The sequence below is a fragment of the Janthinobacterium sp. YR213 genome, from assembly GCF_900099875.1.
Classification (GTDB): Bacteria; Pseudomonadota; Gammaproteobacteria; order Burkholderiales; family Burkholderiaceae_D; genus Janthinobacterium; species Janthinobacterium lividum.
This window is the reverse complement of record NZ_FNDA01000001.1, coordinates 2057263-2069945: the sequence shown is the minus strand read 5'-3', so window position 1 is coordinate 2069945 and position 12683 is coordinate 2057263. Positions and strand designations below refer to the sequence as shown.

Annotated in this window: 10 protein-coding genes; 5 read left to right on the top strand and 5 right to left on the bottom strand. The window is 62.4% G+C overall.

Annotation, left to right across the window (positions count from 1 at the left end):
• Window positions 1–2 precede the first annotated feature (2 nt).
• Complete coding sequence (locus BLT98_RS09060; RefSeq protein ID WP_034786991.1) at window positions 3–371, bottom strand: response regulator; 369 nt, start codon at window positions 369–371, stop codon at window positions 3–5.
• Window positions 372–577: 206 nt separating this feature from the next.
• Between BLT98_RS09060 and rpiA the strand changes: the two genes are divergently transcribed.
• Complete coding sequence (rpiA, locus tag BLT98_RS09055) at window positions 578–1255, top strand: ribose-5-phosphate isomerase RpiA (protein WP_092606625.1); 678 nt, start codon at window positions 578–580, stop codon at window positions 1253–1255.
• A 32-nt stretch (window positions 1256–1287) separates the two neighbouring features.
• Here the strand turns inward: rpiA and BLT98_RS09050 are convergent, their stop codons facing one another.
• Both BLT98_RS09050 and BLT98_RS09045 read right to left on the bottom strand, forming a co-directional pair.
• Entirely contained in the window at window positions 1288–1812 is a 525-nt protein-coding gene (locus BLT98_RS09050) for a DUF6622 family protein (protein WP_092606622.1), read from the bottom strand.
• Between the two features lie 188 nt (window positions 1813–2000).
• Complete coding sequence (locus tag BLT98_RS09045) at window positions 2001–2273, bottom strand: oxidative damage protection protein (protein WP_034750797.1); 273 nt, start codon at window positions 2271–2273, stop codon at window positions 2001–2003.
• Window positions 2274–2492: 219 nt separating this feature from the next.
• On the opposite strand from BLT98_RS09045, the gene kdsA reads away from it, so the two are divergent.
• On the top strand, window positions 2493–3338 hold the full coding sequence (gene kdsA, locus BLT98_RS09040; RefSeq protein WP_034750794.1) for a 3-deoxy-8-phosphooctulonate synthase: 846 nt from the start codon (window positions 2493–2495) through the stop codon (window positions 3336–3338).
• 61 nt (window positions 3339–3399) lie between these two features.
• Here kdsA and argA read toward each other — a convergent pair whose 3' ends face one another.
• Window positions 3400–4710 (bottom strand): amino-acid N-acetyltransferase, encoded by a 1311-nt coding sequence (argA, locus tag BLT98_RS09035; protein ID WP_046685875.1) that lies wholly within the window; start codon window positions 4708–4710, stop codon window positions 3400–3402.
• Between the two features lie 56 nt (window positions 4711–4766).
• Here argA and hrpA point away from each other — a divergent pair, with 56 nt between their 5' ends.
• A complete protein-coding gene (hrpA, locus tag BLT98_RS09030) occupies window positions 4767–8990 on the top strand; it encodes an ATP-dependent RNA helicase HrpA (protein ID WP_092606619.1) in 4224 nt (1407 codons plus the stop codon).
• 116 nt (window positions 8991–9106) lie between these two features.
• Here the strand turns inward: hrpA and BLT98_RS09025 are convergent, their stop codons facing one another.
• Complete coding sequence (locus BLT98_RS09025; RefSeq protein ID WP_092606616.1) at window positions 9107–9721, bottom strand: PRC-barrel domain-containing protein; 615 nt, start codon at window positions 9719–9721, stop codon at window positions 9107–9109.
• A 237-nt stretch (window positions 9722–9958) separates the two neighbouring features.
• Here BLT98_RS09025 and BLT98_RS09020 point away from each other — a divergent pair, with 237 nt between their 5' ends.
• Both BLT98_RS09020 and BLT98_RS09015 read left to right on the top strand, forming a co-directional pair.
• On the top strand, window positions 9959–11158 hold the full coding sequence (locus BLT98_RS09020; protein ID WP_092607111.1) for an extracellular catalytic domain type 1 short-chain-length polyhydroxyalkanoate depolymerase: 1200 nt from the start codon (window positions 9959–9961) through the stop codon (window positions 11156–11158).
• Window positions 11159–11466: 308 nt separating this feature from the next.
• Window positions 11467–12681, top strand: coding sequence for an MFS transporter (locus BLT98_RS09015; protein WP_034783299.1), 1215 nt, complete (start codon window positions 11467–11469; stop codon window positions 12679–12681).
• Window positions 12682–12683: the final 2 nt, after the last annotated feature.

Here is a 12683-nt window from a genome sequence, read left to right as displayed (position 1 = left end):
GCTCACAGTCCCAGTGATTCGATCAACTGGTGGATGCGCGTTTCCGTGATCGGTTTTTCCATGAAGCCCACGCCCAGTTCGCTGGCGCGGTTGCGGGTGGCGTTCTGCACATTGGCCGTGACGAGAATGATGTGCGTCTGCGGGCACAGCACGCGCAATTGTTCTGCCGCCGCCATGCCGCCCATGCCGGGCATGTTGACATCCAGTAGTATCAGCACAGGGTTGACGGTCTTGACTTTTTCCAGGGCTTCCTCACCCGTCGCCGCCTCAATCACTTGCCAGTCGGCATGTTTGCTGAGGATGAATTGATGCGACATCAAACGTGAAACCCGGCTGTCATCGACAACAAGTACCTGTTTACTGTGATTCATGTGCTATTCCTGAAACGTCATATGGGACTATCGTGCCATTTTCGCATATTTTAGAGGGCATAGAGTGTATTTGGGTGCGCGATTGCCCTAGGGCAAAGTTTTCCCGCCTGCCTGTTGTATTGAGTCGCATCGCCGGGCATGCTGGCCGGCTGGCCAGGCTGGCAATCCGTTAAAATAGCGCCATTCCTCACTTTAGCCTGAATGCCATGACCCAAGACGAATTGAAGCAAGCCGTAGCCCGCGCCGCCATCGACTACGTAGTAAAAGGTGAAATCATCGGCGTCGGCACCGGTTCTACCGCCAATTTTTTCATCGATGAACTGGCCAAGATCAAGGACAGCATCAAGGGCACGGTCGCCTCGTCCGAAGCGACGGCCGCGCGCCTGGCTGGCCATGGCATTCCCGTCTTCGACCTGAACGATGTCGAGTCGATCGCCGTCTACATCGACGGCGCCGATGAAATCACGGCCAGCGGCGCCATGATCAAGGGTGGCGGTGCGGCATTGACGCGTGAAAAGATCGTTGCTTCCGTCGCGAAACAGTTCGTCTGCATCGCCGACGGCTCCAAGCTGGTGGAAACCCTGGGCGCCTTCCCGCTGCCGGTGGAAGTGGTGCCGATGGCCCGCGCTGCCGTATCGCGCCAGCTGGCTGCGCTGGGCGGCACGCCCCGCCTGCGCCTGAAGGCCGGCAGCACGGAAGCGTTCATTACCGACAATGGCGGCGAAATCATCGACGTGCTGGGCTTGAAAATTGCCGACCCGGTGGCGCTGGAACAGCAGATCAACCAGATCGTCGGCGTCATCGCCGTCGGCCTGTTCGCCGTGCGCGGCGCCAATGTCTGCCTGCTGGGCATGCCGGAAGGCGTGCGTACCCTGGCGTACTAAGATGATAGCCGGTGTTCGCCGGCATAGATGTTTTAAACGGCGGCCCCTTGCGGGCCGCTTGTCATTTGCGCCTCGCGGTACACGGCCACGGTGCGCAGCAAGCCGCCGAGGAAGATGCCGCTGAAGCAGCCATAGGCGAGGCAGACAGGTACGATGAAGCTGGTCGCATGGGCATAGGCCGGGGTGATGGCCAGGGTCACGGCGACCGCATATTTCATGCAGAAAATGCTCATCATCAAGATCATGGGCACCCAGCTGCCGGGACGCTGCACGCTGCCGCGCGCGGGAATGGCGGCTATCTTGCGCGCATCGGCCAGCCTCCACGCCAGCGCCGCGCCAGCCAGCGCGCCGGCGCCCCAGGCGAACGGCGCCACGCCGGCCAAGCCGAAACTGCCGTACACGCCGCTCAGGGACAGGACCAGCATGACCAGGGGAATGATGCACAGCTTGCGCAAGCTCACTTCGCGCGCCCGGCTGGCCAGCACGCCGCGGTAGACGAGAAAGCCCAGGATGGCCCAGACGTAGAGGGGAGTGTGGCTGAAGATTTGCTGCAACATGGTGTCCGCCTTGGAATGAGGTTGTCGATGGACGTACTGTGCCAGCCGGCGGCATGGGCGGCGAGCCGTGTGCGACGAAACGGGGAAGGGCAGCCGTGAAACAGCGTCAGGCGGCGTGAAAGGGGGAGGGGAGAATCAAGGGGAAACTACCCGCGGCGCGGTGGCCACGGGCGGGAATGCGGAAAAACTTACTCGGTCGGCGGGACATAGCCCATGGCCGCATCGGCGCCATCGCCGAAGAAATGTTTTTCCATCTGCGTGGCCAGGTATTTGCGGGCGCGCGCGTCGGCCAGGTTCAGCCGGTTTTCATTGACCAGCATGGTCTGGTGCTTGAGCCAGGCAGCCCAGGCTTCTTTCGACACGGATTCGTAAATCTTCTTGCCCAGTTCGCCCGGGTACGGCGGGAAATCCAGTCCTTCGGCTTCCTTGTTGAGTTTGATGCAGTGGATCGTGCGGGCCATCTGTGCTCCTGAATCAGTGTAGAGATAAAGCGTGATTATAAGGCACTTTGCGCCAGCCCTCGCGGGGCCGTCGCGGCCTGGCGACACGCCGTTTGCCGCGCCCTTGCGCTGGATCAAATTTGATCTGCGCCGCCCTAGCTAGTAAGATGCCTTATCGCGCCAGCCGCTGGCTGCGCCCCTTCCAACCAAGTAGTAGTAATTAACCAAGATGGAATCCCTATGACCTCAGTGAAAGTCCATGGCATCGATGTCAGCAATACCGGCAGCTTCGCGCTGTTTGGTGGCATCAACGTGCTCGAATCGCGTGATCTCGCCATGCGCGCCTGCGAAGAATATGTGCGCGTGACGCAAAAACTGGGTATTCCATATGTGTTCAAGGCCAGCTTCGACAAGGCCAACCGCTCGTCGATCCATTCCTACCGCGGCCCGGGCCTGGAAGAGGGCATGCGCATCTTCCAGGACGTCAAGGCGGCGTTCGGCGTGCCCGTGATTACCGACGTGCATGAGCCATGGCAGGCGCAGCAGGTGGCCGAAGTGGTCGACGTGCTGCAATTGCCTGCTTTCCTCGCGCGCCAGACGGATCTCGTCGTGGCCCTGGCGAAAACGGGTAAAGTCATCAACATCAAGAAGCCGCAATTCCTCAGCCCTGGCCAGATGGCCAATATCGTCGAGAAATTCAAGGAAGCGGGCAACGATCAACTGATCCTGTGCGACCGCGGCACCTGCCTCGGCTACGACAACCTGGTGGTCGACATGCTGGGCTTTGGCGTGATGAAGAAAACCTGCGATGACCTGCCGATCATCTTCGACGTCACGCATGCGCTGCAGCAGCGCGATCCCGGTGGCGCCGCTTCGGGCGGCCGCCGCCAGCAAGTGGCGGACCTGGCCCGCGCCGGCCTGGCCGTCGGCATCGCCGGCCTGTTCCTGGAAGCCCATCCTGACCCCGACAACGCCCGCTGCGACGGCCCCAGCGCCTTGCCGCTGGACCAGCTGGAACCGTTCCTGGCGCAATTGAAGGCACTCGACGACCTGGTCAAATCGTTTGCGCCGCTGAATATCAAGTAATGGTGTTTCAGTAAAGGTGTTTCAGTAAAGAAAAAGCCCGGCATGCCGGGCTTTTTCAGTTTTACAGTGTCTTGATGAGCACTTGGGACTTGCGCTGCCAGTTATACATATGCTGGCGATCCTTCGGCAAATCGTCGACGGTGGCCGGCACGAAGCCGCGTTTCTTGAACCAGTGCGAGGTGCGCGTGGTCAGCACGAACAGCTTGTTCAGGCCAGCGGCGCGCGCGCGGTTTTCCATGTGTTTCAGGATGCGCTCGCCGTCGCCCTGGGCTTGCACTTCCGGGTTGACCGTCAAACATGCCATTTCCGCCATTTTTTGCGCGGGGAACGGATACAGGGCGGCGCAGCCGAAGATCACGCCATCATGCTCGATGACGGAGAAATAATCGATTTCCCGTTCGATCAGCTCGCGGCCCCGCTTCACTAAAGTGCCGTCCGCTTCCAGCGGCTCGATCAGTTTGATGATGCCGCCCACGTCTTCGATGGTGGCCTGGCGCAGGCTTTCCAGGTTTTCATGGCTGATCATGGTGCCCACGCCATCATGGGTAAACAATTCCAGCAGGGCCGAACCATCCATCGAGAACGGCACGATGTGCGAGCGTTCGACGCCGTTATGGCATGCCTTGACGCAATGTTTCAGGTAAAACGCCGTCGCGTCGGGCAGGAAGCCCGCCATCAGCACGGCTTCGGCCTGGTGCGACGACAGTTCGCGAATTTCCACGCCCGTGGCGTCTTCCATCATCGGTGTTTCCGTGATGAAAATCAGCTTGTCCGCGTGCAGGGCGATGGCGGCGCTGCAGGCCACGTCTTCCATGGTGAGATTGAACGCTTCGCCCGTCGGCGAAAAGCCCAGCGGCGACAGCAGCACCAGGCCGTCCGAACCGAGGATGGAATGGATGGTTTCGGCGTCGACCTTGCGCGTGATGCCCGTCAGTTCCAGGTCCACGCCATCGATCACGCCCAGCGGGCGCGCCGTGATGAAGTTGCCGGAAATGATACGGATGGCCGCATGCGACATGGGCGTGTTCGGCAAGCCCTGGCTGAACGCTGCCTCGATATCGAGGCGCAGCTCGCCGGCGGCTTCCTTCGCGCATTCCAGCGCGGCGATATCCGTGATGCGCACGCCATTGTGGAAGCGGCCTTCGACGTTACGCAGGGCCAGTTGTTCCGCCACCTGCGGCCGCGAGCCGTAGACGACGGTGACATTGATGTCCAGCGCATGCAGCAGGGACAAATCATGGGCCAGCACCTGCAGCGCCCCGGCGCTGACGAGTTCACCGGGGAAGGCGACCACGAAGGTCTTGCCGCGAAAGGCGTGGATGTAGGGCGCGACTGAGCGCAGCCATTGGACGAATTGGGTAGGGTTTTCCATTAAGCGCATTATAATTCGCTGCGCGATGTGCGCGCTTAAAATACCTGTAAAAAACAATGTCTTCAGCCAGCAATAAGTCTTCCCCTCCTTCCAACGTTGCAAATGTGCCCGCCAGCGGGGATGTTTCCGCGCCTGCCGCCACGCCTGCGCAGGGCCGCCAGCGCCCGCCCGTGAGCCAGCAAAGGCAGCAGCCGCCGCGTGCGGAGCAGCAGAAACAGCAACAGCAGCAGCGATCGGGAGAGGGCAAGCCCCAGGCCGCGCGCGCGCCGCGCGAGGGGCAGGAAAGCCGCGAAGCCCGCGATGCGGCCCGCGCCGCGCGCGAGGCGGAAAAGGCTTTCCGCAATCCGCTGCCGCCGATTACGTATCCGGAAGACTTACCCGTCTCGGGCCGGCGCGCGGAAATCGCCAAGGCCCTGATGGAAAACCAGGTGATCATCGTTTCGGGCGAGACGGGTTCCGGCAAGACGACCCAGTTGCCGAAGATTTGCCTGGAGCTGGGACGCGGCCAGAAGGGCATGATCGGCCACACGCAGCCGCGGCGTATCGCCGCTTCCTCGACGGCCAAGCGCATCGCGCAGGAGCTCGGTACGCCGCTGGGCGAAACGGTGGGCTTCAAGGTCCGCTTTACCGATACCCTGAGCCGTGGCGCGTCCGTCAAGCTGATGACGGACGGTATCTTGCTGGCCGAGACGCAGACCGATCCGTTGTTGAAAAATTACGACACCATCATCATCGATGAGGCGCACGAACGCAGCCTGAACATCGATTTCCTGCTCGGTTATCTGAAACAGCTGCTGCCGCGCAGGCCGGACCTGAAAATCATCATCACGTCGGCCACCATCGATGCGGAACGCTTCTCTCGCCATTTCGGCACGCCGGAAAAACCGGCGCCCGTGATCGAAGTGTCGGGCCGTCTGTACCAGGTCGAAGTGCGCTACCGTCCTGTGGAGCGCGAGCAGGTAGCCATGCCTGGTTCGGGCGCGAACGCCGACAAGCCGGGCCAGCGCACGGCCGCCGCACGCGAAAAGCGCGACTTGATGGATGCCGTCGTCGATGGCGTGGAAGAACTGTGCCGCATCGGTTCGGGCGACGTGCTGGTGTTCTTGCCGGGCGAGCGCGAAATCCGCGACTGCGCCGAAGCGCTGCGCAAGCACCATCCGCCGCACGTGGAGATTTTGCCCCTGTTCGCCCGTTTGTCGGCCGAAGAGCAGGAGCGCGTCTTTAAAACCAGCAATGCGCGTCGTATCGTGCTGGCCACCAACGTGGCGGAAACCTCGCTGACGGTGCCCGGCATCCGCTACGTGGTCGATGCGGGCCTGGCGCGCGTGAAACGCTACAGCTATCGCAACAAGGTGGAGCAGCTGCAGGTCGAGCCGATCGCCCAGTCGGCCGCCAACCAGCGCGCCGGGCGTTGCGGCCGCGTCGCCGACGGCGTCTGCATCCGCCTGTACGAAGAGCAGGATTATCTGCTGCGGCCCAAATTCACGGAGCCGGAAATCCTGCGCTCCTCCTTGGCGGCCGTCATCCTGCGCATGAAATCGTTGCACCTGACGGACGTGGAAACCTTTCCGTTCATCGAACCTCCGCTGGCGCGCGCGATCGCGGACGGTTATCAGTTGCTGCAGGAACTCGGCGCCGTCGATGAAGTCAATAAACTCACGCCGCTGGGCAACAAGCTGGCCAAGCTGCCGCTGGACCCGCGCGTGGGCCGCATGATCCTGGCCGCGCTCGATAACGCGTGTTTGACGGAAGTGCTGATCGTCGCCTCGGCCCTGTCCGTGCAAGACCCGCGCGACCGTCCGATGGAACACCAGCAGGCGGCCGACGAGGCGCACAAGAAATTCGCCGATGAAAAATCGGAATTCCTCAGCTATCTGAAAATCTGGCGCTGGTTCGAGTCCGCCATCGAGCACAAGAAAACCAACCGCCAGCTGCAAGACAATTGCCGCACGAATTTCCTGTCGCAGATGCGCTTGCGCGAATGGCGCGACGTGCACTCGCAGTTGTTGACCATCGTCAAGGAACAGGGCTGGCGATTGAATGAGGCGCCGGCCACCTATGACAACCTGCACATGGCCTTGCTGACCGGTTTGCTGGGCAATATCGGTTTCAAGGGCGAGGACGAGCCGGGCGCCGGCTACCTGGGCGCGCGCGGGATCAAGTTCCACATCTGGCCCGGTTCCTCGCTGTTGAAAAAGCCGGGCAAGTGGATCATGGCGGCCGAACTGGTCGACACGACGCGTTTGTACGCGCGCTGCGTGGCGCAGATCCAGCCCGAATGGCTGGAAAAAGTCGGCGTACACTTGCTGAAGAAATCCTGGGGCGAACCGCGCTGGGAAAAACGCTCGGCGCAAGTGACGGCGTCCGAACGGGCTACTCTTTATGGCCTGGTGGTGTACAGCCAGCGCCGCATCAATTACGGCAATTTCAACTTGCCGGAAGCGCGCGAAATCTTCATCCGCGATGCTCTCGTGGGCGGCGACTTCGACACGCGCGCGCCGTTCTTTGCGCACAACCATAAACTGATCAAGGACATCGAAAACCTCGAGCACAAATCGCGCCGCCTGGACGTGCTGGTCGACGATGAACTGATCGCCGCCTTCTACGACAAGCTGCTGCCGGCGGACGTGTGCAATGGCGCCGGTTTCGAGAAATGGCACAAGGAAGCCACGCGCGAAAACCCGAAGCTGCTGTATTTGAACCGCGAAGAGCTGATGCGCCACGAGGCGGCCGGCGTGACGACGGATCTGTTCCCGAAGACCATGTCCGTGACGGGCCTGGAAATGGGCCTGACGTACCACTTCGAACCGGGCAGCGTGCGCGATGGCGTGACCTTGAGCGTGCCGCTGTATGCCTTGAACCAGTTGCCGCGCGAGCGCTGCGAATGGCTGGTGCCGGGCATGCTGAAGGAAAAAGTGCATCTGCTGCTCAAATCCCTGCCGCAAAAGCTGCGCCGCCACTGCGTGCCGCTGCCCGATTACGCGGCCAAGTTCTGCGAGCGCGTGCATGAGGCGGGCGTGTTTGGCCGCGGCGACCTGATCGACGCCATCATCGCCGACATCCGCACGCAGATCACGATCAATGTGCTGACGACGGACTTCAAGCCGGAAACCCTGCCTGCCCATCACTTCATGAATTTCAAGGTGATCGACGAGCATGGCCGCCAGCTCGACATGGGCCGCAACCTGGCCACTTTGCAGGCGGAATTCGGCGGCCAGGCGCGCCAGAGTTTCCAGAAGCTGGCCGAAGTGTCGGGCGTGTCCGGCACCGGCACGCCGGGAGCCAAGGTGGCGGGCGCGCAAGTGGCATCGCGGCTGCAGGCGCAAGCCCAGGGCGCCGCCGCCAACGCGGCAACAGGCAAGGGCGGCGCGCCGGTCAAGGGAGTGGCTGCCGCTGCAGCGCCGGCGTCCCCGAATGCCACCGTCTCGCAGCACATGGGCTTGACGGGCTGGACCTTTGGCGAGTTGCCGGAGTTGCTCGAAATCGTGCAAGGCAAGCTGACCCTGATCGGTTTCCCCGCCCTGGTCGACAAGGGTACGCATTGCGACCTGGAAGTGTTCGATGATCCGACCGTAGCCGCCCGCACGCACAAGGTGGGTTTGCGCCGATTGTTCGCGCTGCAAATGAAGGAACAGATCAAGTACGTCGAGAAAAGCATCCCCGGTCTTCAGCAGATGGGCATGCAATTCATGGCCCTCGGTTCGCAGGAAGAGTTGCGCGAGCAAATCATCAACAAGGCGCTCGACATCGCTTGCCTGCAAGATCCGCTGCCGCTGGACGCCGCCTCGTTTGCCAAGCGCCAGGCGGAGGGCAAGTCGCGCCTCGTTTTGCTGGTCAATGAAATCGCCCGTTTGCTGTCGCAAGTGCTGACGGAATTCCACGGCTTGCCCAAGCGCCTGCAGAATATTCCCGCAGCGGCAGCCGCCGATATCCAGTCGCAATTGCAGGGACTCGTGCATAAGCGCTTCCTGACGGAAAACGAGTACACGCAGCTGGCGCATTTCCCCCGCTATCTGAAGGCGATCAACGTGCGCCTGGAAAAGCTGCGCGCCGACCCCGCGCGCGACACCAAGTTGATGGCCGAGTGGCAATCGGCCGCCGCGCCGTACTTGCGTCAGGCCAAGGACCGCCAGGCTGGCAAGAATACGGACCCGAAACTGGTCGACTTCCGCTGGATGCTGGAAGAGCTGCGCGTGTCGCTGTTTGCGCAGGAATTGCGCACGCCGATGCCTGTTTCTGCCAAGCGTTTGCAGAAAGTGTGGGAGTCGATGCAGCGGTAGCTCGGATTAGCGGGGCAAAGCCACGCGTAATCCGACGACATCGTTGGCGCAACCGGTTGTGCCGTGTCAACGGTGTCAACGGTGTCGCTGGTGGTGTCGGATTACGCGGCTAGCCGCTAATCCGACCTACCCGACCTACCCGACCCATGTTTATCGAACTCATCGTCGCCGAGCGCCGAACGCGAGCCCAGGTCGCCCTGGCTGCTGCCCGTGCCAGCGCGGCTGCCGCTCATGGAGGTGCCGGTCAGGCTGCCTTCGCTGCCCGATTGCAGGCTGGCGCCGCTGCGCAGGTCGCTGCCGGATGGCATGCGGCTGCCTGCCATGGCACCGCTGCCGTAGCGCATGCCGCTGCCATAGAACGCTTCCATCTGCTGGTTCCAGGCATCGCTGCCCATGTCGGGCCAGTTGTTCTTGTCGAAACCGGGAGCCTCTTTCAGCAAGTCTTTGTCCACGTTGAGCAGGAAGCGCTTGTTGACGGTGTCCAGGGTCAGGCGTTCCCAGGGCACGGCAAACAGCTTGTCGCCCATGCCCAGCATGCCGCCGAAGGACAGCACGGCATAGGCGATCTGGCCGGTGCGCATGTCGAGCATGATTTCCTTGATGTCGCCCAGTTCCTCGCCGCTGTGATTGTAGACATCGTCGCCGAGCAGGGTGTCAGCCCCCATCAGGGCCGGCCCCGGGCCGTCGTGGTTGCGGTACATGCCCAGGATGTCGCGGTCCAGATAGCTCATGGTGTTCTCTCCTCGTGAAGTGCTGATCGAACATCCAGATTACGCATGCGCACCAAGTCGCGCTTGATCTGCCTCAATGGTGCCAGCGGCACTTTTATCGGTGTGCAAGCGTACGGTGTGGTCAGCCAATTGCGGTACTCTATGCGTTCTAAAGAGGAGGCCGCACATGCTGACGATGCAACGATGCAGTGGGATGAACTTGCGGTACGCTCCACCACGACATGGACGCCGCTTGCCATGGTAAAGCCCGCCACCAAATGGCTGCGCGGGTTATTGCGCGCCGGTAAGGCGCAGCAGCGCACGGCGACCAAGCTGGCCAAGGTGCTGTTCGGGCCCGTGCCGGCCAAGCCCACGCCTAAATCTAAACCTAAGCCCCGCAGCAAGCCCGTGGCCAAGACCAGGCCGACGCCGCGCGCCAGGCCCGCCAGCGACGCCGTGCCCTCGCTGGCGCCCTTTGCCACGCCCCTGTCGCCCCCGCGCGTGCGCAAGCGAACGCCGCCCCCGCCAGGCAAGTGGCTGGCCGCCCACTATGCGCCATTGCCGGAACTGGGACAGTTGCCGGGCCGGCGCCTGCCCTATTTCCTGTACCTGCCCGAGAAGGCGCCCAGCGCCGCCATGCGCAGCCGTGGCCGGCCGCTGCTGGTGATGCTGCACGGCTGCGAACAGAGCGCCACGCAGTTTGCCGAAGGCACGCGCATGAACCGCCTGGCCGAGCGCAAGGGTTATGCCGTGCTGTATCCGCAGCAATCGCTGCGCTCGCATGCGCGCCGCTGCTGGAAGTGGTACGACAAGCTGACGCAGGAGGGCGGCGGCGACGTGCGCCTGATCGTCGGCGCCATCGAGCAGGTGGCGGCCCGCTATGCGATCGACCGCGCGCGCATCTATATCTGCGGCATTTCCGCCGGCGCCGGCATGGCGCATATCGTGGCCTTGAACCATCCCCATCTGTTCGCCGCGCTGGGCCTGCATTCCGGGCCCGTGTTTGGCGCCGGGCATAACCTGATTGGCGCGCTGGGCGTGATGCAGCATGGTGCTGCCGCCCGTGCCGACGCGGCCATCGATGAAGTGCTGGCACGCCAGCCCGCGTTTCCCCGCCTGCCCACCATCCTGCTGCAAGGGTTGGCCGACAAGGTGGTGCGGCCCATCAACCAGACGCAACTGGTCCGCCAGAGCGTGCGCGTGAACCGCTTGCCGTTTGATACCGTGGTGACGGCGCAGCGTCTGCCTGGCGGCGCGGCGGGCGGACGCAATCCGGCCCATGCGTATGCGCTGCACGACTATCAGGTGGGCAAGGATGTGCTGCTGCGCGTGGCGCAGGTCGAGCACCTCGAGCACGCGTGGAGCGGCGGCGATGCCAGCCTGCCGTTCAACGACAAGGCCAAGCCCGACGCCAGCAGGATGCTGCTCGATTTCTTCGCCAGCCACCGCCGCCGGTAAGCCAGCGTGCCTGCGCGCCGCAACGGCGCGCAGGCACTGGTACGCATCGTTCTTCCATTCCCCCTCAGGGCCGTTGCCGCGCGGCGGGGCGCTGGCCGCGCCCATTTCAGCACAGATTCCACATGCCGCAGTACCATCGAGTTTATCTAATTGGTATTGCTGCGGTATTTAAAAATCACAAAAACAGGCGCTAAAAATACGAACTGGTATACAATTGGTACACGTTTTCAGTGTGAAGCGTGTCTGCCGTCCCATGCCCCGACGGCAGATATGCACTGACGGCAGCCACCCACGTTACGGAACGCGCCATGTCCATCAAGTCCAAGCAGTTGCTGTGGTTTTTTGCGTTTTTCCTCGTCTTTGAACTGAATATCTATTTGTCGAACGACATGATCATGCCGGCCATGCTGGGCATCGTCGGCGAGTTCCAGGCGGAGGAAAAATTCGTCCCCCTGTCCCTGAGCCTGTATCTGCTGGGCGGCAGTTCCCTGCAGATTTTCCTGGGGCCTTTGGCCGACACCATCGGCAAGCGCAAGCTGGTGCTGACTGGCAATACCTTGTTCCTGCTGGCCACGCTGGCCGTGCCATTTGCCGCGTCGATCGAGCAATTTCTCGCCGCGCGCTTCATCCAGGGCATGGGCTGCTGCTTCATCTTCGTCGGCTATGCCATGATCCATGAACTGTTCGATGACATGGCTGCCGTCAAGCTGAGCAGCATCCTGTCGAGCACCACCATCCTCGCGCCCCTTGCCGGCCCCATCCTCGGCAGCGCCATCATCAGCCGGCTGGACTGGCGCTACGTCTTTTTCCTCTCCGGCCTGCTGGCGCTGCTGTCCTTGCTGGGCCTGTTCAAGACCATGCCGCGCGCGGCCCCCAGGGTCACGCGCCTGGACCTTGCCGCCATCGTGCGCAGCTACGCGGCCATTTTCAGCAACAAGCGCTTCATGTTCGGCATGTTCACGGCCGGGCTGGCCACCGTGCCCCTGACGGCCTGGATCGGCTTTTCGCCCATCTTCGTGCTGCAGGAAATGGGCGCCTCCTACGCCACGTATATCGCCCTGCAATGCGTGATTTTGTCGGGCTTTGTCCTCAGCAGCATCGCCATCCAGCGCCTGCGCCAGGATTTCCCCCTCGTGCATCTGCTGCGCCTGGGCGGGCTGGTCGCGGCCGCCGGCATGCTGGGCGCCGGTGCGGGCCGCCATCACGTCGACGTGTTCGCCGCCTGCATGTTTGTCTATTCCATCGGCTTCGGCCTGTTCAATGGCGCCCTGATACGCAGCGCGATCACGGCCAGCAAGGAATCGGTGACCTTGACGACGGCTGCCATGAGCTTGTTGTACTGCATTTATCTGTCCGCCTGGCTGCAGCTCTATAACGTGCTGTGCCAGCGTTTCGGCTATGCGCTGGAAACGTATGCGCTGCTCAATATCCCCGTCATCGTGGTCATCGCCGCCTGCCTGCTGCTGTTTACGCGGGGCATGGCGGGGCGCCGGGAAAGCGAGGTGCTGCTCGCCCGGCACTGATG

Bases quoted from the DNA above. Each gene is read 5' to 3' on its own strand.
- BLT98_RS09060 (WP_034786991.1), bottom strand. From the start codon at position 371: ATGAATCACAGTAAACAGGTACTTGTTGTCGATGACAGCCGGGTTTCA.
- rpiA (WP_092606625.1), top strand. From the start codon at position 578: ATGACCCAAGACGAATTGAAGCAAGCCGTAGCCCGCGCCGCCATCGAC.
- BLT98_RS09050 (WP_092606622.1), bottom strand. From the start codon at position 1,812: ATGTTGCAGCAAATCTTCAGCCACACTCCCCTCTACGTCTGGGCCATC.
- BLT98_RS09045 (WP_034750797.1), bottom strand. From the start codon at position 2,273: ATGGCCCGCACGATCCACTGCATCAAACTCAACAAGGAAGCCGAAGGA.
- kdsA (WP_034750794.1), top strand. From the start codon at position 2,493: ATGACCTCAGTGAAAGTCCATGGCATCGATGTCAGCAATACCGGCAGC.
- argA (WP_046685875.1), bottom strand. From the start codon at position 4,710: ATGGAAAACCCTACCCAATTCGTCCAATGGCTGCGCTCAGTCGCGCCC.
- hrpA (WP_092606619.1), top strand. From the start codon at position 4,767: ATGTCTTCAGCCAGCAATAAGTCTTCCCCTCCTTCCAACGTTGCAAAT.
- BLT98_RS09025 (WP_092606616.1), bottom strand. From the start codon at position 9,721: ATGAGCTATCTGGACCGCGACATCCTGGGCATGTACCGCAACCACGAC.
- BLT98_RS09020 (WP_092607111.1), top strand. From the start codon at position 9,959: ATGGTAAAGCCCGCCACCAAATGGCTGCGCGGGTTATTGCGCGCCGGT.
- BLT98_RS09015 (WP_034783299.1), top strand. From the start codon at position 11,467: ATGTCCATCAAGTCCAAGCAGTTGCTGTGGTTTTTTGCGTTTTTCCTC.